Origin of the sequence: Streptomyces sp. NPDC001513 (assembly GCF_042894695.1) — a bacterium.
Classification (GTDB): Bacteria; Actinomycetota; Actinomycetes; order Streptomycetales; family Streptomycetaceae; genus Streptomyces.
Genome location: NZ_JBIAVU010000014.1, coordinates 46,830 through 68,534, shown reverse-complemented (window position 1 = coordinate 68,534; position 21,705 = coordinate 46,830). Strand labels below are relative to the sequence as shown.

The following is a 21,705-nucleotide window of genomic DNA, read 5'->3' as shown; positions in this document are numbered from 1 at the left end:
TCGATCCAGCCAGTTGGCGTAATGGCGATGGGCCTTCCGCGCCCCGGAGGCGCCCGTCGGTCCCGCGGCCGCTACAGCAGCGCCGGTGATTCCAGCGCCGCGGCCGCCGGGGCCCCCGCCCGTACGCCCACCCGGGTCCGGGTGGCCACCAGCTGGCCCTCCTGCGGGTACGCGTGCCAGGTCCGCCAGCGCACCTGGCCCTCGTAGCGCTGCGCGAGCATGGCCGTGAAGGCGTGCGGACTTCCGGGAAAGGTCCCCGCTAGCCCGTTCGGGTGGTCAGCCACCAGTGCGAGCAGCTCCTGCGCCCGCCCCGCGAAGGACCCGCGGGACAGCGTCTCGACCCGCGCGGCGAACTCGTACTCCCAGTCACCCACCCGCTTGGCCACGCCGAGCGGCAGCGGCGTACTGCTGCCGGGCATACAGGCGACCGTCTCCGAGCAGAGCACCTCGGCCTCTTCCAGAAGAACCTGGTGGGAGGCCCCGAGCAGGCGCAGTTCCACCTTGGCTCCGGACAGTTCGAGGTTCAGTACGGCCAGGGCGGGCAGCCGCTCCCGACCCAGGGCCCAGGCGAGATCGGCGGCACGCGTGTCGGTGTAGGAGGTCTGGAGGGTCGTGAGCATGAGTCGGCTCCGCAAACGCGCGAGGGAGATGGGCCGGGGCCCGCCAGCGGTAGTCAACGGGTGGGGGACACCGGCACGGGTCCACTGGGGGTCCCCCCAGCGGTAGCTGGGGGAGAAGTCCAGGGAGGTCCGAGGACTGGTCTACTCAACCGAGGGAATCATGAAAGGCACGGCACTCACAGCGTTTTTACCCAACTTGCTGGGGTTTACATCCCCCCGGGGGCTCCACAGTTCACGTGTTCAACGGGTTGCGTCCCGCGCGTCGTCATGCATCGACGAACGAGTCGTCACGCAGGGGCGAACGACGAGGACGCCCGACGGAAACGGAACCGTCGAACGCCCTCCCCCACGCGGTGCCGGCTGCCCCGTGTCAGCTGGAACCGCACCCCCCGCCGCCACACGAGGACGACGAGCCGCAGGACGAGGAAGAGCCACAGCCGGAGCTGCCGCCCCCGTCCACCCACGAGCTGCCGCGGCTCTTGCGGCGGCCACCGGTCTGCCCGCTCTTGGCCGAGCGGGCCGCGATCACCACGACGAACGCGACGATCAGAAATGCGCCAACGATGAAGACGAACATGCGGTCCGCCCTTCTCTCACGCCCCGGTCTTCCCGGGGAGCGGGATCCCCTCGTCCCGCGTGAAGGGGGGATGCCCCCGCGCCGCACGGCCCAAAGCACACTTGAGGAACTCCAGAGGTTGACCCCAGGATGACGCCCATGAGCGCACCCGTGAGCAGCGACCGCCCCTTCCTGAACCGCCGGCTGGCGGCCTTCGGCACGACGATCTTCGCGGAGATGTCGGCGCTGGCCGCCCGCACCGGCTCGATCAACCTCGGCCAGGGCTTCCCCGACACCGACGGCCCGGCCGAGATCGCCGAGGCGGCCTCCCGCGCGGTCCTCACGGGCCGGGGCAACCAGTACCCGCCCGGCCCCGGCGTCCCCGAGCTGCGCACCGCGATCGCCGCACACCAGCAGCGCTTCTACGGCCTGTCCTACGACCCCGACACCGAGGTCCTCGTCACGGCGGGCGCCACCGAGGCCATCGCCGCGTCCCTCCTCGCCCTCCTGGAGCCGGGTGACGAGGTCATCGCCCTGGAGCCGTACTACGACTCGTACGCGGCCTGCATCGCGATGGCCGGCGCCGTACGCGTCCCGGTCACCCTGCGCCCGCACGCCGGGGCCTTCACCCTCGACCTGGACGAACTGCGCGCCGCCGTCACCCCGCGCACCCGGCTGCTCCTGCTGAACACCCCGCACAACCCGACGGGCACCGTCCTGACCGCGGCCGAGCTCGCCGCGATCGCCGAACTGGCGGTCGAGCGCGACCTGCTGGTCGTCACAGACGAGGTGTACGAGCACCTGGTCTTCGAGGGCGCCCACATCCCCCTGGCGGGCCTCCCGGGCATGCGCGAGCGCACGGTCACCATCAGCTCGGCCGGCAAGACCTTCTCCTTCACGGGCTGGAAGGTCGGCTGGGTCACGGCGCCCCCGGCGCTGGTCTCGGCGGTCCGCTCGGCGAAGCAGTTCCTCACCTACGTCTCCTCGGGCCCCTTCCAGTACGCGATCGCCGAGGCCCTCGCCCTCCCCGACACGTACTACGACGCCTTCCGCGCCGACCTGGCCGCCAAGCGCGACATCCTCGCCGACGGGCTCACAGCGGCCGGCTTCGAGGTCTTCCGCCCGCAGGGGACGTACTTCATCACCACCGACATCACCCCCCTCGGCGAGAAGGACGGCCTCGCCTTCTGCCGCGCCCTGCCCGAGCGCTGCGGCGTGGTCGCCATCCCGAACCAGGTCTTCTACGACGACAAGTCCGCCGGAGCCACCCAGGTCCGCTGGGCCTTCTGCAAGCGCGAGGACGTGCTGCGGGAGGCCGCCTCCCGGCTTCGCGGGCTCTGACACCCGGGCCCCGGGCGCCTGGCGGGCGGCGCCGGCCGAGCGGGGTGCTTGCGGGCCGGCCGAGGGCGGTGTGAAGCTGTCGCCCGCACAAGTGCCCGAAGCCCTCACCTCCCGGTGAGCGGACCTCACCGAGAGACGGAAGTCGGGATTCATGGCAACGGGCAGAGCGACCGTGTCCGCGTCGCCCCTGGAGATGCGCGCGGTCCGGGCCATCCGGTCGGCCGCGCCGACCACGGTGATCGCGCTCGGCGTGTTCGCCGCCGTACGCGGGGCCGGGGTGCTGGTGCTCGCCCTCGGGTCCTGGTGGGCCGGGCGGGATCCGCTGCGGGTGCTCGGCCGGTCCTGGGACGCGGACTGGTACCTCCGGATAGCCACCAACGGCTACGGGCGCACCCTGATGTTTCCCGACGCCGTCACCGGCACCGGCCCCGTCCAGAGCGACCAGGCCTTCTTCCCGCTCTACCCGGCACTGATACGGGCCGTCTCCGGCATCCTGCCCGGCGGGCCCGTCCCCGCCGCGCTCCTCGTCACCTGGACCGCCGCCGCCGTCGCCGCCGTCGGGATCTACCGGGTCGGGGAACGGGTCATCGGGCCGCGCGCCGGACTGCTGCTCGTGGGGCTGTGGGCGGCCCTGCCGCACTCGGTGGTCCTCACCCTCGCCTACACCGAGGCACTGCTCGCCGCCTTCGCCGCCTGGGCCCTGCACGCCCTGCTGCGCGGCCGCTGGCTGTGGGCCGCCGGCCTCGCCGTACTCGCCGGGCTGACCCGGCCCACCGGGCTCGCCGTCGCGGCCGCCGTGTCGGCCATGGCCCTCCACGCGATCCTCGTCCGAAGATCCCGGGCACCCGAGGTGTGGGTGGCCGGGCTGGTGGCGCCGGCGGGCTGGGCGGCGTACGTCCTGGCCGTCGGGGTGAAGGTGCGCGACCCCTTCGGCGGCTATTTCGCCGTGCAGCGCAGCTGGGGCTCCCGCTTCGACTTCGGCGCCGGGGCGCTGCGCTCGGCGGAGCGGGTGCTGACCGGCGGGCACGTGGCCCTCGCGACCACGGTGACGGTGGTCCTGCTGGCCGCGGCCGGGCTGCTGGCGGTGCTGCTGGTCCTGGACCGCACCCCGCTCGCGCTCCTCGTGTACACGGCGGTCCTGCTGGTGATGGCCTTCGGCGGGGCCGGGTTCTTCGAGTCCAAGCCGCGCTTCCTGCTGCCGGCCTTCCCGCTGCTCCTGCCGGTGGCCGCCGTCATGGCACGAGCCCGGCCCCGCACCGCGGTCGTGGTGACCGCGGTGGTGGCCGGGCTCGGTTACGGCTACGGGCTGTACCTGCTTCTGGTGGCCCGGGTACCGCTCTAGTCAGTTGCTGCTGTCGGCGTCGCCTTCGCCGTCGTTCTCGCCGTCGGTGGAGTCGATGTCCTTCTCCAGACCGAGCTGCTCGACGAGCCACTTGTCGAACTCGATGGAGGCGCGGACCCAGCTGACCGTGGAGGACACGAAGTGCTCCAGGTTGACGCCGGTGCCGATCAGCATCTGCGCCTCACCGATCAGGCGGACCGAGCCGTCGTCGTGCGTGTGGCTGTAGACCTTCGGCCACAGGGTGCGGCGGTTCCAGTCGTCGATCGACTCGAGAAGCTGCGGCTTCTCGTCGATCTTGTGCGGACGGTCGTAGAAGGTCCGCACCGAGAAAACCTGCTGCTCGTCCTCGCCGCGGAACATGAAGTACGTGCGGAACTCCTCCCACGGCGCCGCGAGGTCACCCTCGTCGTCGACGACGTACTTGAGCTCCATCTGCTCCAGCAGCTGCTTGACCAGATCCTGGTCGGGGACGACGGGGCCCGCCGGTCCTGTGGCCTGCGGATCGGGCTGCTGCCCTCCGAAGTTCGGAATCGAGGCCGGGTCGATGCTCACCGTGTTTTTCCCTTCGTGCGGATACATGCATCCTCCCCCATCCCGCCTACCCCGTGTCCAGCCCCGCAGCGCCGATCCGCTGCGGGCGGACACGGGGTCCGCCCGGCCGGGTCAGAGCACCTTGCCGACCAGCAGGTCCTCGCCCGCCACGTCGACCCGCACGGTGTCGCCGTCGCGGACCTCGCCCGAGAGGATCTCCTTGGCCAGCCGGTCGCCGATCGCCGTCTGGATGAGGCGGCGCAGCGGGCGTGCGCCGTACGCCGGGTCGTTGCCCTTGTCGGCCAGCCAGGCCAGGGCCTCGGGCGTGACGTCCAGGGTGAGGCGCCGGTCGGCCAGGCGCTTGGCCAGGCGGCCGATCTGGAGCTCGGCGATGTGCGCGAGCTCGTCGCCGGACAGGGCGGAGAACACCACCAGGTCGTCCAGGCGGTTCAGGAACTCCGGCTTGAAGGAGCTCCTGACCACGTCCAGGACCTGCTGCTTCTTCTGTTCCGCCGGGGTGGTGGGATCCATCAGGAACTGGCTGCCCAGGTTCGAGGTCAGGATCAGGATGGTGTTGCGGAAGTCCACGGTCCGGCCCTGGCCGTCCGTGAGGCGGCCGTCGTCCAGGACCTGGAGCAGGATGTCGAAGACCTCGGGGTGAGCCTTCTCGACCTCGTCCAGGAGCACCACGCTGTACGGGCGGCGGCGGACGGCCTCCGTGAGCTGGCCGCCCTCCTCGTAGCCGACGTAGCCGGGCGGGGCGCCGACGAGGCGGGACACGCTGTGCTTCTCGCCGTACTCCGACATGTCGATGCGGATCATGGCCCGCTCGTCGTCGAAGAGGAAGTCGGCGAGGGCCTTGGCCAGCTCCGTCTTGCCCACGCCCGTCGGGCCGAGGAAGAGGAACGAGCCGGTCGGGCGGTCGGGGTCGGCGATGCCGGCGCGGGTGCGGCGCACGGCGTCCGAGACGGCCCGTACGGCCTCGCCCTGGCCGATCAGGCGGCGGCCCAGCTCGTCCTCCATGCGCAGGAGCTTCTGGGTCTCGCCCTCCAGCAGGCGGCCCGCCGGGATGCCCGTCCAGGCGCCCACCACGTCCGCGATGTCGTCGGGGCCGACCTCGTCCTTGACCATCGTCCCCTTGGACGCCTCGGCCTCGGCCTCGGTGGCCTCCGCCAGCTCGCGCTCCAGGCTCGGGATCTCCCCGTAGAGCAGCTTGGAGGCGGTGTCGAAGTCGCCGTCGCGCTGGGCGCGCTCGGCCTGGCCGCGCAGGTCGTCCAGGCGCTCCTTGAGCTCGCCGACGCGGTTGAGGGACTGCTTCTCCTTCTCCCAGCGGGCGGTCAGGCCGCGCAGGTCCTCCTCCTTGTCTGCGAGGTCCTTGCGGATCTTCTCCAGGCGCTCCATCGAGGCCGGGTCGGACTCGTTCTTCAGCGCCAGTTCCTCCATGCGCAGCCGGTCCACGGAGCGCTGGAGCTCGTCGATCTCCAGGGGGGAGGAGTCGATCTCCATGCGCAGCCGGGAGGCGGCCTCGTCGACGAGGTCGATGGCCTTGTCGGGGAGGAAGCGGGAGGTGATGTAGCGGTCGGAGAGGGTCGCGGCGGCGACGAGCGCGCTGTCGTTGATGACGACCTTGTGGTGGGCCTCGTAGCGGCCCTTGAGCCCGCGCAGGATGGCGATGGTGTCCTCGACGGACGGCTCGGCGACCAGCACCTGCTGGAAGCGGCGCTCCAGCGCCGGGTCCTTCTCGATGCGCTCGCGGTACTCGTCGAGGGTGGTCGCGCCGACCATGCGCAGTTCGCCGCGGGCCAGCATGGGCTTGAGCATGTTGCCCGCGTCCATGGCGGAGTCCCCGCCGGCGCCCGCGCCGACGACCGTGTGCAGCTCGTCGATGAAGGTGATGATCTGCCCGTCGCTGGACTTGATCTCGGCGAGTACGGTCTTCAGCCGCTCCTCGAACTCGCCGCGGTACTTGGCGCCCGCGACCATCGCGCCGAGGTCCAGGGAGACCAGGCGCTTGTTCTTCAGGGACTCGGGGACGTCGCCCTTCACGATGCGCTGGGCCAGGCCCTCGACGACGGCCGTCTTGCCGACGCCGGGCTCGCCGATGAGCACCGGGTTGTTCTTGGTGCGGCGCGAGAGCACCTGCACGACGCGGCGGATCTCGTGGTCGCGGCCGATCACCGGGTCGAGCTTGCCCTCGCGCGCGGCCGCCGTGAAGTCGGTGCCGAACTTCTCCAGGGCCTTGTACTGACCCTCGGGGTCGGGGGTGGTCACCCGCCGTCCTCCTCGTGCGTTCTCGAAGGCGGCCAGCAGCTTCTTCGCGCTCGCGCCCTGGGCGGAAAGGACCTCACCCGCCGCGCCGCCCTTGGCGGCGATGGCGATGAGCAGGTGTTCGGTGGAGAGGTACTCGTCGCCGAGCTTGCCGGCCCGGGCGTCCGCCTCGGCGAGTACGGCGAGCAGGTCGCGGGTGGGCTGCGGGGGCGCGACCGTGGAGCCGGTGACGCTGGGGAGGGCGGCCAGCAGCCGCTCCGCGCCGGCCCGCACCTCGGCCTGGTCGGCATCGGTGGCGGCGAGCAGGTCGGTGATGTTCTCGTTGTCCTCGCCGGCGAGCAGGGCCAGCAGCAGGTGCGCGGGGGTCAGATCGGCGTGACCGTCCTTGACGGCCCTGCCGGTGGCCGCGTTCAGCGCGTCCCGGCTCTTGTTGGTCAGCTCGGCGTCCACTGCGTCTTCTCCTCTCCCCGAGGGGTAAATCCGACGAATCTGACAGGGTCAACCTATGCAAAGTTGAGTCTATTCCACTCAAGGCAAGTGAGGGCACCATCGGCCCGTACCCTTCGGCGCATGTCCCATGACGTACTCAACCCGACGCCCGAGTACCTCGCCTTCTGGCGGGAGCGGCACGTCTGCACGCTGACCACCCCGCGCCCCGACGGCACGCCCCACGTGGTGCCGGTGGGCGTGACGTACGACCCGGAGGCGGGGCTGGCACGGGTGATCAGCAACAAGCACAGCAAGAAGGTGCGCAACGTCCTGGCGGCGCAGGCGGGCGGGGCCCGGGTCGCGGTCTGCCAGATGGAAGGGCGCCGCTGGGCCACCCTCGAAGGGCGCGCGGTGATCCGTACGGACGAGGCGTCGGTCGCCGACGCCGTGGCGCGCTACGCGGTGCGGTACGGCCGCACGCCGTCGCCCAATCCCGACCGCGTGGTCATCGAGATCACCCTGGACCGGGCCATGGGGCGCGCGTGAGCCGTTGATTCTTCATCTTGTCCGGTTCAGGCACTGGACGCGGGCATCACAACGGCGCCATCGTGGTCAGGTCCACGATGGCGCCGTTGTGTGGGGGTAGCGCCTGAGCGATCTGCAACGACGGGGGAATCGCTTCAGGCACTGCGGGGGGTGGCGGTGGTGATATCGGGTTCGAAGAGCTGGTGGTCGCGCTGATCGAGATTGACGAAGACCATTCCGTAGCGCACCTCGCAGCGGACGGGCTGCGGCGCGCCCCGCGGGCGGCGCAGGCACCGGTAGGCACGTACGTCCTCGTCCTCCTCGCGCACGACGACGATCGGTTGGCCGAACAGGGTGACCATCAACGAGTCGCCAGGGTGGGGGATGGCCGTGGCGAGATCGATGAACTGCCAGCCCGAGCGGTATGCGGATGCCATCTCGCGGCGGAAGCCGCGGTCGTCGGGGGTCACGCGGACACCGTCACAGGAACCTCGGTCCACCCCGTATCGCCGCCGTTACCGCCCAGCTGGCCGCTGGTCCAGCCGGTGTCCGCGTACTTGCGCACGGGCGCCGTGGTCCAGCCGGTGTCGAACTCCGTGCTCGTCAGGTTGGTGCCCTGACCGCCCCTAGCGCTCCCCGCGTCACTTTCGACGGCGCTGACTGCCCCAAAAACCGCAACGGCGGAGAAACCTATGGCAAGCACCGAGCGAAGCATTCTCTTGAACATGGTCGGCTTCGTCCTCACTTGATGGAATCCTCTCCCCCGCGTGTCAGACGATGGCTCATTCAGGCACGTCAATGCCACAGGGACGATGCATCATGTTCTTGCATGTTCAGGACCCTGGGGGGTGGAGATTTGACGCGAAACGAGACAAAGGCGACACATCCCCACCCCGTCACGTCCATGTGCACCGAGGGAACGCGGCTCTACGCCACCGCACTGAGTACCGGCCGGATCGCCCGGGGCGAGATCCAGAACGCCCCCTGCCTGCTTGAATTCGCCCTTCTGCAGCCCGACCCGGATGACGCGAACCAACTACGCCCGGTTCCCCCGTCCGTCGCATTGGCTCAACGGCTCCACCCGATTGAACGCGAGATCCAAGACCGCCGACGCAGCGCTGTAGATCTCACCGACACTTTCGAGCCTTTCCTCGCCATCAGCGCGCAAAGCCCGGCCAACACCCATGCCATCACCGTGCTGGAGGGCTTCGAGCGGATCAACGCCGCCCTCAACCTCGCGACGGCCGAATGCCACACCGAGGTGCTGACGGTACAGCCGGGCGGGGCCCGCCCCTCCGAGGCCCTGACCCAGGCCCTGGAGCGCGACCAGCCGCTGATCGACCGCGGGGTCAGCATACGGACCCTCTACCAGCACACCGCCCGGCACAGCCAGGGCACGCTCGCCTACGTGGACCGCATCTCCACGGGCAAGGTGGAGATCCGCACGCTCGAAGAGCTGATAGAGCGGCTCATCATCTTCGACCGCACGGTCGCCTTCATCCCGGTGAGCGACGACCGCCGGGTCGCACTGGAGCTGCGCCACCCGGGCCTCGTCGACTACCTCATCAAGGTGTTCGAGCAGCTGTGGCACCGCGCCGTGCCCCTGCAGGAGGAGGTGACCTACCGGAGGACCCCCGGCGGGATCACCGGCGTGCAGCGGACCATCGCCCAGCTCCTCATCGAGGGCCACGTCGACGAGGCCATCGCCCGCCGCCTCGGCATGAACGTCCGCACCTGCCGGGCCCACATCGCCAAGCTCGCCACGACCCTCGGCAGCGGCAGCCGCGCCCAGCTCGGCTACCTCATCGCCCAGTCGGGCATCCTGGGCCGGCCCTCCGCCCCTGACCCGGACTGCGACGAGGAGCTGGGCCGGCACCCCGACGAGGACCCGGAAGGCCTCTAGAAAGCCGTCAGGCCCCGCCCTGGAGGGCGGAGCCTGACGATGTGGAACGGGGGACCGGGTCAGTCCATCGGGCGCTTGGGGCTGGGCCGCCAGACGACCAGGGCACTGCCCGGCTGCGGGGGCTGGTACTTGACCAGGTCGCGCCGGTACGAGGCGTGCACCTGGGCCTCGCGGGCCTGCAGCGTGGCCGCCGCGCCGTCCACCGCCGCGGAGAGCTCGGCCACGCGCTGCTGGAGCGCGGCGACCTGGTTCTCCAGTTCGATGATCCGCTTGATGCCGGCCAGGTTGATGCCCTCGTCCTGGGACAGCGCCTGCACCGTGCGGAGCAGTTCGATGTCACGGGCCGAGTAGCGCCGGCCGCGGCCGGCCGTACGGTCCGGGGAGACCAGGCCGAGACGGTCGTACTGACGCAGGGTCTGCGGATGCAGACCCGAGAGCTGGGCGGCCACCGAGATCACGTAGACCGGGGTCTCGTCGGTGAGCTGGTAGCCCCCGCCCAGGCGGGAGGACTGTCGTCGGCGGCCGTCCATGGTCATGCTCCCTTCGCGGACTCGAACAGCGCGGAGCGCGGGTCCTCGGACTCCGTCGCCTCGCGGTAGATCTCCAGCGCCTCACGGGCCTTGTCCGACAGCTCGGTCGGGACCGCGACCTCCACTGTCACCAGCAGGTCGCCGCGGGTGCCGTCCTTGCGGACCGCTCCCTTGCCGCGGGCCCGCATGGTCCGTCCGTTGGGGGTGCCCGGCGGCAGCTTCAGCGTCACCGAGGGGCCGTTCAGGGTCGGGACCTTGACGTCGGCGCCCAGCGCCGCCTCCGCGAACGTCACCGGCACGGTCACCGTCAGGTTGTCGTCCTTGCGGCCGAACACCGGGTGCGAATCGACGTGCACGACCACGTAGAGGTCACCGGCGGGACCGCCGCGCTCGCCCGGCGCGCCCTTGCCGCGCAGCCGGATCCGCTGGCCGTTGGAGACGCCCGCCGGGATCCGGACCTGCATGGTGCGCGAGGAACGGGCCCGGCCGCTGCCCTTGCAGACGTCGCAGGGGGTCTCCGCGATCAGGCCGCGGCCCTTGCAGTCCGCGCAGGGGTCGGTCAGCGAGAAGCCGCCGCCGCTGCCGCGCGAGACCTGGCCGGTGCCGACGCAGGTCGGGCAAACACGGGGCGTGCCGTTCTTGTCGCCGGTGCCCGAACAGGCCTTGCAGGGTGCCTGGGAGGACATCCGGAGCGGGACCGTGGCCCCGTCCACCGCCTCCGTGAAGGAGAGGGTGACCTCCGACTCGATGTCCTGGCCGCGGCGCGGCTGGGTACGGGTGCCCGTACCCGGGCCGGCGCCGCGGTTGAAGAGGCCGCCGAAGACGTCGCCCAGGCCGCCGCCGAAGCCGCCGGCCTGACCGCCGCCCTGCTGGGTACCGCCGAAGAGGTCGCCCAGGTCGAAGTTGAACGAGCCGCCGCCCCCGCCCGGCCCGGGGCGGAAGCCACCGTTGCCGAACAGGGCGCGCGCCTCGTCGTACTCCTTGCGCTTCTTGGCGTCGCCGAGGATGTCGTTCGCCTCGGAGATCTCCTTGAAGCGCTCCTCGGCGGAGGCGTCGCCCTTGTTGGCGTCCGGATGGAACTCGCGCGCGAGCTTCCGGTACGCCTTCTTGATCTCGGCCTCGGTGGCGTCCTTCGGGACACCGAGGACCTTGTAGTAGTCCTTCTCGACGAAGTCCTTCGTGCTCATCCCCGGTGTCCCTCCTCTCGTGCCTCTACGTGTACTGCGTCAGCCCTGGTCGGCTGCATCCGCGTCCTCGCCGGACGGCTTGTCGCCCTCGGCGGACTCGGACTTGGGGGCCGCGCCCGGCTGGGGCTCGGCCACCGCGACCCGCGCGGGACGGATCGTACGCTCGCCGATCCGGTACCCCGGCTGCAGGATCGCCACGCAGGTGTCCTCGGTGATGTCCGGCGCGTACGAGTGCATCAGGGCCTCGTGGATCGTCGGGTCGAAGGGCTCGCCCTCCTTGCCGAACTGCTGCAGCCCCATCTTGGCGGCCACCGTCTCCAGCGACTCGGCCACCGACTTGAAGCCGCCGACCAGCTCGCCATGCTCCCGCGCCCGGCCGATGTCGTCCAGGGTCGGGAGGAGCTCCGTCAGGAGGGACGCGACCGCGATCTCCTTGACGGTGATCCGGTCCCGCTCCACCCGGCGGCGGTAGTTCTGGTACTCCGCCTGGAGCCGCTGGAGGTCCGCGGTGCGCTCGGAGAGCGCCGTACGGGCCTGGTCCAGCTGCGCGAGCAGCGCCACATCCTGTGCTGCGTCCCCGGCCGGGGCCGCCTCCTCCTCCTTGGGGGAGTCGGCGGCCTGCGGCTCGTCGGGCGTGCCGTCGACGGGGACTTCGGGCTTCTCGTCAAAACCCGGGGTCTCCTCCGACATCAGGCAGCGCCGCCCTTCGGCTTCTCGTCGTCGACGATCTCGGCGTCGACGACGTCGTCGTCGGCCTTGGCCTGCTGGGCACCCTCGGCGCCCGCGGCGCCCTGAGCGGCCTGGGCGTCGGCGTAGATGGCCTGGCCGAGCTTCTGGCTGACCGCGGCGAGCTTCTCCGTCGCGGTGCGGATCTCGGTGGTGTCCTCGCCCTTGAGGGTCTCCTTCAGCTCGGAGACGGCGGCCTCGACCTCGGTCTTGACGTCGGCCGGGACCTTGTCCTCGTTGTCCTTGACGAACTTCTCCGTCTGGTAGACGAGCTGCTCGCCCTGGTTGCGGGACTCGGCCGCCTCCTTGCGACGGAGGTCCTCGTCCGCGTACTGCTCCGCCTCCTGGCGCATGCGGTCGACCTCGTCCTTGCCGAGCGAAGAGCCGCCGGTGACGGTCATCTTCTGCTCCTTGCCCGTGCCGAGGTCCTTCGCGGTCACGTGCATGATGCCGTTCGCGTCGATGTCGAAGGAGACCTCGATCTGCGGGACGCCACGCGGGGCCGGCGGCAGGCCGGTCAGCTCGAACATGCCGAGCTTCTTGTTGTACGCCGCGATCTCGCGCTCGCCCTGGTAGACCTGGATCTGCACGGACGGCTGGTTGTCCTCGGCCGTCGTGAAGATCTCGGACCGCTTGGTCGGGATCGTGGTGTTGCGCTCGATGAGCTTGGTCATGATGCCGCCCTTGGTTTCGATACCGAGGGACAGCGGGGTCACGTCGAGGAGTAGGACGTCCTTGACCTCACCCTTGAGCACGCCCGCCTGGAGGGTCGCGCCGATGGCGACGACCTCGTCCGGGTTGACGCCCTTGTTGGCGTCCTGACCGCCGGTGAGCTCCTTGACGAGCTCGGCGACGGCCGGCATGCGGGTGGAGCCGCCGACCAGGACCACGTGGTCGATCTCGGACAGCGCGATGCCGGCGTCCTTGATGACGTTGTGGAACGGGGTCTTGCAGCGGTCGAGCAGGTCCGCGGTCAGCTGCTGGAACTGGGCGCGCGTGAGCTTCTCGTCCAGGTGCAGCGGGCCCTCGGCGGAAGCCGTGATGTAGGGCAGGTTGATCGTGGTCTCCGTGGAGGAGGACAGCTCGATCTTCGCCTTCTCGGCGGCCTCGCGCAGGCGCTGGAGCGCCATCTTGTCCTTGGAGAGGTCCACGCCGTGACCGTTGGCGAACTGCTTCACCAGGTAGTCGACGACGCGCTGGTCCCAGTCGTCACCACCGAGATGGTTGTCACCGTTGGTGGCCTTCACCTCGACGACGCCGTCGCCGATCTCCAGGAGCGACACGTCGAAGGTGCCGCCACCGAGGTCGAAGACGAGAATGGTCTGGTCGTCCTTGTCGAGACCGTAGGCCAGGGCGGCGGCGGTCGGCTCGTTGACGATGCGCAGGACGTTCAGACCCGCGATCTCACCGGCCTCCTTCGTCGCCTGACGCTCGGAGTCGTTGAAGTAGGCCGGGACGGTGATGACCGCGTCCGTGACCTTCTCACCCAGGTACGCCTCGGCGTCGCGCTTCAGCTTCTGCAGGATGAAGGCGCTCATCTGCTGCGGGTTGAAGTCCTTGCCATCCAGGTTGATCTTCCAGTCAGTGCCCATGTGGCGCTTGACGGAGCGGATGGTCCGGTCCACGTTCGTGACCGCCTGGCGCTTGGCCACCTCGCCGACGAGGACCTCGCCGTTCTTGGCGAAGGCGACGACGGACGGCGTGGTCCTGGCGCCCTCGGCGTTGGTGATGACGGTGGGCTCGCCGCCTTCCAGAACGCTGACGACGGAGTTAGTGGTGCCCAGGTCGATGCCGACCGCACGTGCCATTTCGATTCCTCCAGGTGACTTGAGTGGAACAGACTCAACCATGCCGTATCGCTGCGCCGGCGTCAACAGAACTGAGTCGAGTCGGCTCAACCTTTAGGCCCCGCTTACGCGCAACCCACAAGATCCAGCCCCTCCGGCGTTTGAGGAGCGGGGGTCCGGGGCGGAGCCCCGGCAGCGGCGGGGCGGCCGAATGGGTCACCGTGGCCGCGCGGCACCGCAAGACCGCCGGAGGCATGCGGCAGCGTGCTGGCATGCCGCTCACACTCACCGCCCCCCGGCTACGGGTCCGCGTACCCGCGCCCCCGCCGGCGAAAAGGGTGGTCGACCTCGCCGGAGCGGTGATCCTGCTGGCCCTGTTCACGCCGGCCCTGGGCCCGGCCACCGCGCTGCTGTACGCGACCCACGGCCGCCGCCCCTTCGTGCGGGAGGCCGCGGTCGGCCTGGCCGGGAGGCCGTTCCGGACGTGGCGGCTGCGCACCGCCGACACGGGCCGGATCGGCGCCGCCCTGGACCGCTGCGCCCTCGACGTGCTCCCCCAGCTGTTCAACGTGCTCCGCGGCGAGATGTCGCTGGTCGGGCCGCGCCCGGAGGCTCGCACGGACCGCCCCGACCGGCTCCTCGTACGGCCCGGAATGACCGGACTGTGGCAGGTGAGCGCGCGCTCGGACCTCCCCTGGGAGGAGATGGCCCTGCTGGACCGGCATTATGTGGAGAACCACTGGCTCGGGATGGACCTCGCGATCCTTGCGCAGACCCCGCGGGCAGCCTGCAGACAAAGGCTCGCCTGAGCGACACAGATCACCGCACGCTCGGCTACATTGCGGCGTCGGGAATGGGTAACCTCAAGCCTTGACTTCATAAGTTACCGCTTAGTAAGTGCCGCCCGAGGAGCCCTCCCATGCAACTCGCCGCGATCATCGTGTCGCTGGTCCTGACCGTGGTCGGCGTCGCGCTGCTCGCCCGAGCCGTGGCGCAGATCTACCGTTTCGTGAAGCTCGGCCAGCCCGTGCCGGCCGGCAGCCGCACGGACGACCCGAAGGCCCGATCCCTCACCCTCGTCCGGGAGTTCCTCGGCCACAGCCGGATGAACCGCTGGGGCATCGTCGGCTTCGCGCACTGGTTCGTGGCGATCGGCTTCCTGACGCTGCCGCCCACCCTCGCGCAGGCGTACGGCCAGCTGTTCCAGGCCGACTGGACGCTGCCGATCATCGGCGGGTTCCTGCCGTTCGAGCTCTACATCGAGTTCATCGGCCTGATGACAGTCGTCGGCATCGTCGTCCTGATGGCGATCCGGCTGCTCAGCCTGCCCTCGCGGGCCGGCCGCAAGTCGCGCTTCACCGGCTCGAAGGCCTGGCAGGCGTACTTCGTCGAGTACATCATCCTCACCATCGGCCTCGCGATCCTGTGCCTGCGCGGCCTCGAGGGCGCGATCCACCACGTGGACTCGTACGAGCCGGCGTACTTCGTCTCGTACCCGCTGGTGCTGGCCTTCAAGGGGCTCTCGGCGAGCGCACTGCAGAACGCCATCTACTTCACCGCGATGATCAAGATCGGCACCTCGCTGATCTGGATGATCGTCGTCTCGCTCAACACCAACATGGGTGTCGCCTGGCACCGCTTCCTCGGCTTCCCGAACATCTGGTTCAAGCGGAACGCGGACGGCGCGGTCGCGCTCGGCGCGCTCCAGCCGATGAGCAGCGGCGGCAAGGAGATCGACTTCGAGGACCCGGGCGAGGACGACGTCTTCGGCGTCTCGCAGGTCGAGCAGTTCTCCTGGAAGGGCATCCTCGACTTCTCCACGTGTACGGAGTGCGGTCGCTGCCAGTCGCAGTGCCCGGCCTGGAACACCGGCAAGCCGCTGTCCCCGAAGCTCCTGATCATGTCGCTGCGCGACCACGCGCACGCCAAGGCCCCGTACCTCCTCGCCGGCGGCGGCAAGGACATGGAGGGCAACGAGAAGGCCACGGCGGAGCAGCTGAAGGACGTCCCGGCCGCGGCCATCGCGGAGGCCGAGCGCCCGCTGATCGGCACCGCCGAGGAGAACGGCGTCATCGACCCGGACGTGCTGTGGTCCTGCACGACCTGCGGTGCGTGCGTGGAGCAGTGCCCGGTCGACATCGAGCACATCGACCACATCGTCGACATGCGCCGCTACCAGGTGATGATCGAGAGCGCGTTCCCGTCGGAGGCGGGCACGATGCTCAAGAACCTGGAGAAGAAGGGCAACCCCTGGGGCCTGGCGAAGAAGCAGCGCGTCGAGTGGACCAAGGAGGTGGACTTCGAGGTCCCGATCATCGGCAAGGACGCGGAGGACCTCTCCGAGTTCGACTACCTCTACTGGGTCGGCTGCGCCGGCGCCCTGGAGGACCGGGCCAAGAAGACCACGAAGGCCTTCGCGGAGCTCCTGAACATCGCGGGCGTCAAGTTCGCGATCATGGGCGGCGACGAGAAGTGCACCGGTGACTCGCCGCGCCGCCTGGGCAACGAGCCGCTGTTCCAGCAGCTGGGCCAGGAGAACGTGGCCATGCTGAACATGGCCTTCGGCGAGGACGACGACGACCCGTCGACGAAGAAGCCGAAGTCGGCGAAGCGGATCGTCTCGACCTGCCCGCACTGCTTCAACACCATCGCGAACGAGTACCCGCAGCTGGGCGGCGAGTACGAGGTCATCCACCACACGCAGCTGCTGCAGCACCTGATCGACGAGGGCCGGCTGACGCCGGTCACGCCGGTGGACGGCCTGATCACGTACCACGACCCGTGCTACCTGGGCCGGCACAACAAGGTCTACACGCCGCCGCGCGAGATCATGTCGGCCGTGCCGGGACTGCGCCAGCAGGAGATGCACCGCCACAAGGAGCGGGGCTTCTGCTGTGGCGCCGGTGGCGCGCGGATGTGGATGGAGGAGCGGATCGGCAAGCGCATCAACAACGAGCGTGTCGACGAGGCCCTGTCCCTGAACCCCGACATCGTCTCCACCGCCTGCCCGTTCTGCCTGGTCATGCTGACCGACTCGGTCAACGGCAAGAAGAACGACGGCCAGGCGAAGGAACACGTCCAGGTCGTCGACGTGGCACAGCTGCTGCTGGAGTCGGTCAAGGCGCCCGGCCCCACGGAGGCGGAGCTCGCGGCCGCGGTGGCGGAGGCGGAAGCCGAGGCGGCCGCCGCGGCGGAGGCCGAGGCCGCTGCTGCCGCAGCGAAGGCGGAGGCCGAGGCGAAGGCCAAGGCGGAAGCCGCGGCGAAGGCGGAGGCTGCTGCTGCCGCCACCGCGAAGGCCGAGGCGGACGCCAAGGCCGAGGCGGAGGCGAAGGCTGCGGCGGAGGCGAAGGCTGCGGCGGAAGCTGAGGCGGAGGCCGAGGCCGAGGCCGAGGCGGAGGCGGAGGCTGAGGCCGAGGCCGAGGCCGAGGCGGAAGCCAAGGCGGAGGCCGAGCCCGAGGCCGAGGAGAAGGCCGAGGCAGAGGCCGAGCCCGAGGCTGAAGCCAAGGCCGAGGCGGAGCCCGCCGGGGAGTCCGACGCGGCGGCGGAAGCCAAGCCCGAGGACGCCAAGTAGCACCAGCCCGCACCACGCGGAACGGAACGGCCGGTCCCCCACGCGGGGGGACCGGCCGTTCCGGCGTTCCGGGTCGGGTGAGGCGGGGCTCAGCCCTCGGCGCCTGCCTTCACGCCGCCCTTCGGCACGACCCTGACGTCCCGCTTCAGGTCGTGCTTCGCGTCCTTCTTCACCGGGTCGACCGTGTACCTCTCGATCAGCCTGCCGCAGAAGTCGTACACCCAGCTGCTCCCGCCGCCCTTGCCGTCGATGACGACGAACTTCACGCGCTTGCCGTCCTGGACGAGCTTGTACGTCCACCCGTCGTGCTGCGTGCCGGGGCGCTTCAGGTCGATCGTGCCCAGGGCATTGCCGTTCGGCGTGGAGAGCTCGACGCGCTTGCCGTTCGGGCCGTCGACCAGCTTGGCGATCCGCCCGTCGGGCATGGCGAAGCGCACCGAGCTCTCCTTCCTGACGTCCGGCTTGGGCTTGGGCGCGCCCTCCGTCCACGAGGTCACGGTGCCGTTCGGCCGGAGCACGACGTGCAGGCCGTTGTTCTGCCCGTACGTCGCGGCCGCGCCCTTGCTGACCAGCGTGTCCAGCTTCGTCGAGCCGGCGAGGATGTCGGCCTCGAAGTGGTTGTCGCCGATCTTGTAGACCTTGGCGACCGAGCCGTCCGCCAGCCTCACGGTGGTGACGTACGCGCGGACGCTCGGCTTCGGCTTCGGCTTCGGCGTGACCGGCGGCGTCGTGGGCCGCGGCGTAGGCGGCACGGACGGGTCGACGGACGGGTCGACCGCCGGCTGCTCGATGCCCGGCAGTACCTCCGGCTCCGGAACGGCCGGGGAGTCCGCGAAGGCGGATCCGACCGGGAGGGCCAGGACGGTGGCCGCGCCGACGATGACGGCGGCGGTACGGAGGGTGGTTCGGCGGGTGCTGCGCATGATGTGTGCTCTTCCTCGGGCTCATTCGTGCTGCGGGGCGGCGACGGATACGAAGCTACGGGCCCGATATGTGCGTATTCCGTCGGTAACGTAACGAATAGCCGCAGACTGTGGCGCAGCCACGTAAACCGGACACTCGGTAAGACCCTGAGGTACCCCTAGGGGATGTCACAGGTCAGCCGCAAAGGGTGCGTGCTCCGGGCGACCGTCCACGAGGGCTCGCCGGACCAGGTACGTTCGATCACGTGGCTGGATTCAGGATCGGACGCGGCCGGGACAACAACCGCACTCCGCAACAACCCCCGCAGCAGCAGCAGTCGTACGGCCGGCAGCAACCACCGCCGCCGTACGGCCAGCAGCCCTACCCTCCCGCCGGAGGCCCACCTGCGCAGCAGCAGTGGCCGCAGCCGGGCGCCGGGGGCCACGGCGAGCCGGAGTACTTCGACCCGTACGGACAGCAGCAGCAACCGCCGCACCCGGCGGGCCCGCAGCAGTCCCCGTACGGCCACGGAGGCCACGGCGGTGGCGGTGGCTACACGAACGACAACCCGGGGCACACCCAGGTCTTCGCGGTCGGCGAGGACCCGTACAGCCAGGGCGCGACCTACCACGCGGGTGCGGCCGCGGCCGCCCCGTCCGGGCCGCGACTGCCGTGGAAGGAACTCCTCCGCGGCATCGTGACGCGGCCGGGCCAGACCTTCCTCCAGATGCGCGACTACGCCGTCTGGGGCCCCGCGCTGACCGTGACCTTCCTCTACGGCCTCCTCGCGGTCTTCGGCCTCGACGACGCCCGCGAGGACGCGATCAACGCGACCCTGTCGAAGGCCGTCCCGATCGTCCTCTCCGCCGGCGTCGCCTTCGTCATCTGCGGTCTGATCCTGGGCGCGGTCACCCACACGCTCGCCCGCCAGATGGGCGGCGACGGCACGTGGCAGCCGACGGTCGGCCTGTCCATGCTGATCATGTCCATCACGGACGCGCCGCGCCTGCTGTTCGCGGTGTTCCTCGGCGGCGACAACATGGTCGTGCAGGTCCTCGGCTGGGCCACCTGGGTGGCGGCCGGAGCGCTCTTCACCTCGCTGGTCAGCAAGTCGCACGACCTGCCGTGGCCGAAGGCGCTGGGCGCCTCCGCCATCCAGCTGATCGCCCTGCTGTCGATCATCAAACTGGGCACCATCTAGCCCTGGCACCACATGCAAAAGGCCCGCCGGGCAGATTCTGCGCGGCGGGCCTTTTGCTCACTCACTCTCCACGCTCAGGCGTCGAGAACCTGACCCTCGCGCTTCACGACGGGCGGTTCGACCGACCAGGGGAAATTGATCCACTCGTCGGTCTTCTTCCACACGTACTCGCACTTCACGAGCGAGTGGGACTTCTCGTAGATGACGGCGGAGCGCACCTCGGCGACGTGGCCCAGGCAGAAGTCGTGGACGAGCTTCAGCGTCTTGCCCGTGTCGGCCACGTCATCGGCGATGAGGACCTTCTTGTTCGTGAAGTCGATCGCCTCGGGCACGGGTGCCAGCATGACCGGCATCTCCAGCGTGGTGCCCACGCCGGTGTAGAACTCGACGTTCACGAGGTGGATGTTCTTGCAGTCGAGCGCGTAGGCCAGCCCGCCCGCGACGAACACGCCGCCACGGGCGATGCTCAGGATGATGTCGGGCTCGTACCCGTCGTCGGCGATGGTCTGCGCGAGCTGTCGCACGGCCCGCCCGAACCCCTCGTAGTCAAGATTCTCGCGCACTGCGTCGTCACTCATGCGTCGTGCCTCACCTGGGTGCGGTGGAAGTTCTGGAAGGAGCGCGAGGCGGTCGGTCCGCGCTGCCCCTGGTACCTGGACCCGTAGCGCTCGCTGCCGTACGGGAACTCCGCGGGCGAGCTGAGCCGGAACATGCACAGCTGCCCGATCTTCATGCCCGGCCAGAGCTTGATCGGCAGCGTGGCGAGGTTCGACAGCTCCAGGGTCACGTGCCCGGAGAACCCCGGGTCGATGAAGCCCGCGGTCGAATGCGTCACCAGGCCCAGCCGGCCGAGGCTGGACTTCCCCTCCAGCCTGGAGGCGATGTCGTCGGGCAGCGAGATGACCTCGTACGTGGACGCGAGCACGAACTCACCGGGGTGCAGGATGAAGGCCTCATCCCCCTCCGGCTCGACCATCCGGGTCAGGTCCGCCTGCTCGATCGCCGGATCGATGTGGGCGTACCGGTGGTTCTCGAACACCCGGAAGAACCGGTCGAGACGTACATCGATGCTGGAGGGCTGCACCATCGATTCCTCGAACGGGTCGATGCGAACCCGTCCGCTGTCGATCTCGGCCCGGATGTCTTTGTCAGAGAGAAGCACGTCCCGAGGATACGCAGAGCGCGCGGGCCACCCCCAATCGAGAGCGGCGCCCGCGCGCCCGTCCGCTATCGCTTGACCGCTGTCCCGACGGGCACGGCGTGCCGCAAGCGCGCGCACCGCGGACACCGCAGCAACCGCCCGGGCCCGATCCGGCCGGCACCGAGGTGCTGCAGCGGGAAGGAGGCGGTACTGAAAACGTGCCCTTCGGCACAACGGACGACGGTGTGCTCCATCGAGTCCCTTTCCCCAACGAGCCGTACTGCGACGAATCGCCACATTAGGGGATGATCGGCACCCACTCCAGCCGCCGCTCCGCACCCACACGGTACGCCCCAACTCCCGCACCCACACGCCTCGGTGCACACCACACACGACATCGACCCCGCGGCAAATTCACCGGGGGTCGATCATGAGGTAGAGTGGGCGACGATGGAGCTCCAGGCAACTGGCCCACCGTGCGGATGTAGTTTAATGGTAGAACATGAGCTTCCCAAGCTTATAGCGCGGGTTCGATTCCCGTCATCCGCTCCATGACAAAGCCCCAGGTCAACGACCTGGGGCTTGTTTGTTGTCTAGACCTATCTGGGCGTCGCGCACCACCCGTGCACCACCCGTGCCCGCGTCACCTCGCGCGATGCCCAAGGTGACGCGTCAGAAGGTCCGCGAAGCGCGGCAAACCGGCATTCGCAAGCCGGGCGACGGCTTCGCCGATCGTGACTGGCGGGTTGCGCTTCTCTCCGGCGAGCCGGGCCACCGTCTCCGCCACCTCATGCGGCAACTCGCCGTACAGCTCGCACAGGTACGAATCCGGGTCGATCACCCGTACTCCGCGCTCAGCCAAGTCGCTTGCGGGGAAGCCATAGGCCGCCGCCGGGATCTCACACTCGGCAAAGACACGCCGAATTGCTTGGGCAACCGCGGCAGCGGACTCCGCCGAACGCCGTCCTTCCCGGACGACGACCCGCTCCCACTCCGCGAGCAGCCGTTCGGACCACACGATCTCGTGGACGGAGTCCTCCGGGAGAGGCGCGAGCCGTCGGCGGTGCGGACCGGAGGGGGGTGACGCTGCTTGGGTGCTGATCGCCTGCGTAACGTAAGCGAATTGAGGGCTGCCGTACCGGGC

Annotated in this window: 21 protein-coding genes and 1 tRNA gene; 8 read left to right on the top strand and 14 right to left on the bottom strand. The window is 69.9% G+C overall.

Annotation, left to right across the window (positions count from 1 at the left end; genetic code table 11):
• Positions 1-71: 71 nt before the first annotated feature.
• A complete protein-coding gene (locus ACFYZ4_RS28990; protein WP_351286249.1) occupies positions 72-620 on the bottom strand; it encodes a DUF2617 family protein in 549 nt (182 codons plus the stop codon).
• A 370-nt stretch (positions 621-990) separates the two neighbouring features.
• On the bottom strand, positions 991-1,197 hold the full coding sequence (locus tag ACFYZ4_RS28985; RefSeq protein WP_351286247.1) for a hypothetical protein: 207 nt from the start codon (positions 1,195-1,197) through the stop codon (positions 991-993).
• Between the two features lie 129 nt (positions 1,198-1,326).
• On the opposite strand from ACFYZ4_RS28985, the gene ACFYZ4_RS28980 reads away from it, so the two are divergent.
• Positions 1,327-2,517 (top strand): pyridoxal phosphate-dependent aminotransferase, encoded by a 1,191-nt coding sequence (locus tag ACFYZ4_RS28980; protein ID WP_384343553.1) that lies wholly within the window; start codon positions 1,327-1,329, stop codon positions 2,515-2,517.
• A gap of 151 nt (positions 2,518-2,668) precedes the next feature.
• Positions 2,669-3,859, top strand: a complete 1,191-nt coding sequence (locus ACFYZ4_RS28975; protein ID WP_351286244.1) for a hypothetical protein — start codon at positions 2,669-2,671, stop codon at positions 3,857-3,859.
• Here the strand turns inward: ACFYZ4_RS28975 and ACFYZ4_RS28970 are convergent, their stop codons facing one another.
• Positions 3,860-4,411 carry a YbjN domain-containing protein gene (locus tag ACFYZ4_RS28970; RefSeq protein ID WP_351286242.1) on the bottom strand — a complete coding sequence of 184 codons (552 nt, stop codon included), beginning with the start codon at positions 4,409-4,411 and terminating at the stop codon, positions 3,860-3,862.
• 111 nt (positions 4,412-4,522) lie between these two features.
• The gene (gene clpB / locus ACFYZ4_RS28965) at positions 4,523-7,108 is read right to left on the bottom strand and encodes an ATP-dependent chaperone ClpB (RefSeq protein ID WP_384343558.1); all 2,586 of its coding nucleotides are present in this window, start codon (positions 7,106-7,108) and stop codon (positions 4,523-4,525) included.
• A gap of 120 nt (positions 7,109-7,228) precedes the next feature.
• Between clpB and ACFYZ4_RS28960 the strand changes: the two genes are divergently transcribed.
• Complete coding sequence (locus tag ACFYZ4_RS28960; protein WP_390785231.1) at positions 7,229-7,633, top strand: pyridoxamine 5'-phosphate oxidase family protein; 405 nt, start codon at positions 7,229-7,231, stop codon at positions 7,631-7,633.
• Between the two features lie 134 nt (positions 7,634-7,767).
• Here ACFYZ4_RS28960 and ACFYZ4_RS28955 read toward each other — a convergent pair whose 3' ends face one another.
• Both ACFYZ4_RS28955 and ACFYZ4_RS28950 read right to left on the bottom strand, forming a co-directional pair.
• The gene (locus tag ACFYZ4_RS28955) at positions 7,768-8,049 is read right to left on the bottom strand and encodes a (2Fe-2S)-binding protein (RefSeq protein ID WP_051762453.1); all 282 of its coding nucleotides are present in this window, start codon (positions 8,047-8,049) and stop codon (positions 7,768-7,770) included.
• Between the two features lie 29 nt (positions 8,050-8,078).
• Positions 8,079-8,339 carry a hypothetical protein gene (locus ACFYZ4_RS28950; RefSeq protein ID WP_351286237.1) on the bottom strand — a complete coding sequence of 87 codons (261 nt, stop codon included), beginning with the start codon at positions 8,337-8,339 and terminating at the stop codon, positions 8,079-8,081.
• A gap of 102 nt (positions 8,340-8,441) precedes the next feature.
• Between ACFYZ4_RS28950 and ACFYZ4_RS28945 the strand changes: the two genes are divergently transcribed.
• The gene (locus ACFYZ4_RS28945) at positions 8,442-9,515 is read left to right on the top strand and encodes a helix-turn-helix transcriptional regulator (protein WP_351286235.1); all 1,074 of its coding nucleotides are present in this window, start codon (positions 8,442-8,444) and stop codon (positions 9,513-9,515) included.
• Positions 9,516-9,574: 59 nt separating this feature from the next.
• Here ACFYZ4_RS28945 and ACFYZ4_RS28940 read toward each other — a convergent pair whose 3' ends face one another.
• Genes ACFYZ4_RS28940 through dnaK form a run of 4 tightly spaced genes read right to left on the bottom strand, consistent with a single transcriptional unit; the run spans position 9,575 to position 13,766 of the window.
• Entirely contained in the window at positions 9,575-10,045 is a 471-nt protein-coding gene (locus tag ACFYZ4_RS28940) for a heat shock protein transcriptional repressor HspR (protein ID WP_319725175.1), read from the bottom strand.
• 2 nt (positions 10,046-10,047) lie between these two features.
• Entirely contained in the window at positions 10,048-11,232 is a 1,185-nt protein-coding gene (gene dnaJ / locus ACFYZ4_RS28935) for a molecular chaperone DnaJ (RefSeq protein WP_351286233.1), read from the bottom strand.
• Positions 11,233-11,271: 39 nt separating this feature from the next.
• Positions 11,272-11,922, bottom strand: a complete 651-nt coding sequence (gene grpE / locus ACFYZ4_RS28930) for a nucleotide exchange factor GrpE (RefSeq protein WP_351286231.1) — start codon at positions 11,920-11,922, stop codon at positions 11,272-11,274.
• A complete protein-coding gene (gene dnaK, locus ACFYZ4_RS28925; RefSeq protein ID WP_351286229.1) occupies positions 11,922-13,766 on the bottom strand; it encodes a molecular chaperone DnaK in 1,845 nt (614 codons plus the stop codon). Before dnaK ends, grpE begins: the two co-directional genes overlap by 1 nt.
• A 251-nt stretch (positions 13,767-14,017) precedes the next feature.
• On the opposite strand from dnaK, the gene ACFYZ4_RS28920 reads away from it, so the two are divergent.
• Together ACFYZ4_RS28920 and ACFYZ4_RS28915 are read left to right on the top strand one after the other, a co-directional pair.
• Entirely contained in the window at positions 14,018-14,554 is a 537-nt protein-coding gene (locus ACFYZ4_RS28920) for a sugar transferase (RefSeq protein WP_351286227.1), read from the top strand.
• A gap of 110 nt (positions 14,555-14,664) precedes the next feature.
• Complete coding sequence (locus ACFYZ4_RS28915) at positions 14,665-17,316, top strand: (Fe-S)-binding protein (protein ID WP_390785230.1); 2,652 nt, start codon at positions 14,665-14,667, stop codon at positions 17,314-17,316.
• A gap of 89 nt (positions 17,317-17,405) precedes the next feature.
• On the opposite strand, the gene ACFYZ4_RS28910 is transcribed toward ACFYZ4_RS28915, so the two are convergent.
• On the bottom strand, positions 17,406-18,239 hold the full coding sequence (locus ACFYZ4_RS28910; protein ID WP_390785229.1) for a hypothetical protein: 834 nt from the start codon (positions 18,237-18,239) through the stop codon (positions 17,406-17,408).
• 245 nt (positions 18,240-18,484) lie between these two features.
• On the opposite strand from ACFYZ4_RS28910, the gene ACFYZ4_RS28905 reads away from it, so the two are divergent.
• Positions 18,485-19,420 carry a Yip1 family protein gene (locus tag ACFYZ4_RS28905; protein ID WP_384343578.1) on the top strand — a complete coding sequence of 312 codons (936 nt, stop codon included), beginning with the start codon at positions 18,485-18,487 and terminating at the stop codon, positions 19,418-19,420.
• Positions 19,421-19,494: 74 nt separating this feature from the next.
• Here ACFYZ4_RS28905 and ACFYZ4_RS28900 read toward each other — a convergent pair whose 3' ends face one another.
• Positions 19,495-19,998 carry a phosphoribosyltransferase gene (locus ACFYZ4_RS28900; protein WP_351286222.1) on the bottom strand — a complete coding sequence of 168 codons (504 nt, stop codon included), beginning with the start codon at positions 19,996-19,998 and terminating at the stop codon, positions 19,495-19,497.
• Positions 19,995-20,582 carry a dCTP deaminase gene (gene dcd, locus ACFYZ4_RS28895; protein WP_030709189.1) on the bottom strand — a complete coding sequence of 196 codons (588 nt, stop codon included), beginning with the start codon at positions 20,580-20,582 and terminating at the stop codon, positions 19,995-19,997. Before dcd ends, ACFYZ4_RS28900 begins: the two co-directional genes overlap by 4 nt.
• A 457-nt stretch (positions 20,583-21,039) precedes the next feature.
• Here dcd and ACFYZ4_RS28890 point away from each other — a divergent pair.
• Positions 21,040-21,113 (top strand) — tRNA-Gly (locus ACFYZ4_RS28890).
• Positions 21,114-21,204: 91 nt separating this feature from the next.
• Here ACFYZ4_RS28890 and ACFYZ4_RS28885 read toward each other — a convergent pair.
• Positions 21,205-21,402, bottom strand: a complete 198-nt coding sequence (locus tag ACFYZ4_RS28885) for a hypothetical protein (protein WP_351286220.1) — start codon at positions 21,400-21,402, stop codon at positions 21,205-21,207.
• Positions 21,403-21,705: the final 303 nt, after the last annotated feature.

Bases quoted from the DNA above. Each gene is read 5' to 3' on its own strand.
- ACFYZ4_RS28945 (WP_351286235.1), top strand. From the start codon at position 8,442: ATGTTCAGGACCCTGGGGGGTGGAGATTTGACGCGAAACGAGACAAAG.
- ACFYZ4_RS28940 (WP_319725175.1), bottom strand. From the start codon at position 10,045: ATGGACGGCCGCCGACGACAGTCCTCCCGCCTGGGCGGGGGCTACCAG.
- ACFYZ4_RS28990 (WP_351286249.1), bottom strand. From the start codon at position 620: ATGCTCACGACCCTCCAGACCTCCTACACCGACACGCGTGCCGCCGAT.
- ACFYZ4_RS28900 (WP_351286222.1), bottom strand. From the start codon at position 19,998: ATGAGTGACGACGCAGTGCGCGAGAATCTTGACTACGAGGGGTTCGGG.
- grpE (WP_351286231.1), bottom strand. From the start codon at position 11,922: ATGTCGGAGGAGACCCCGGGTTTTGACGAGAAGCCCGAAGTCCCCGTC.
- ACFYZ4_RS28955 (WP_051762453.1), bottom strand. From the start codon at position 8,049: ATGGCATCCGCATACCGCTCGGGCTGGCAGTTCATCGATCTCGCCACG.
- ACFYZ4_RS28975 (WP_351286244.1), top strand. From the start codon at position 2,669: ATGGCAACGGGCAGAGCGACCGTGTCCGCGTCGCCCCTGGAGATGCGC.
- ACFYZ4_RS28950 (WP_351286237.1), bottom strand. From the start codon at position 8,339: ATGTTCAAGAGAATGCTTCGCTCGGTGCTTGCCATAGGTTTCTCCGCC.
- ACFYZ4_RS28910 (WP_390785229.1), bottom strand. From the start codon at position 18,239: ATGCGCAGCACCCGCCGAACCACCCTCCGTACCGCCGCCGTCATCGTC.
- ACFYZ4_RS28985 (WP_351286247.1), bottom strand. From the start codon at position 1,197: ATGTTCGTCTTCATCGTTGGCGCATTTCTGATCGTCGCGTTCGTCGTG.
- dnaJ (WP_351286233.1), bottom strand. From the start codon at position 11,232: ATGAGCACGAAGGACTTCGTCGAGAAGGACTACTACAAGGTCCTCGGT.
- ACFYZ4_RS28960 (WP_390785231.1), top strand. From the start codon at position 7,229: ATGTCCCATGACGTACTCAACCCGACGCCCGAGTACCTCGCCTTCTGG.
- ACFYZ4_RS28980 (WP_384343553.1), top strand. From the start codon at position 1,327: ATGACGCCCATGAGCGCACCCGTGAGCAGCGACCGCCCCTTCCTGAAC.
- ACFYZ4_RS28920 (WP_351286227.1), top strand. From the start codon at position 14,018: ATGCCGCTCACACTCACCGCCCCCCGGCTACGGGTCCGCGTACCCGCG.
- dnaK (WP_351286229.1), bottom strand. From the start codon at position 13,766: ATGGCACGTGCGGTCGGCATCGACCTGGGCACCACTAACTCCGTCGTC.
- ACFYZ4_RS28915 (WP_390785230.1), top strand. From the start codon at position 14,665: ATGCAACTCGCCGCGATCATCGTGTCGCTGGTCCTGACCGTGGTCGGC.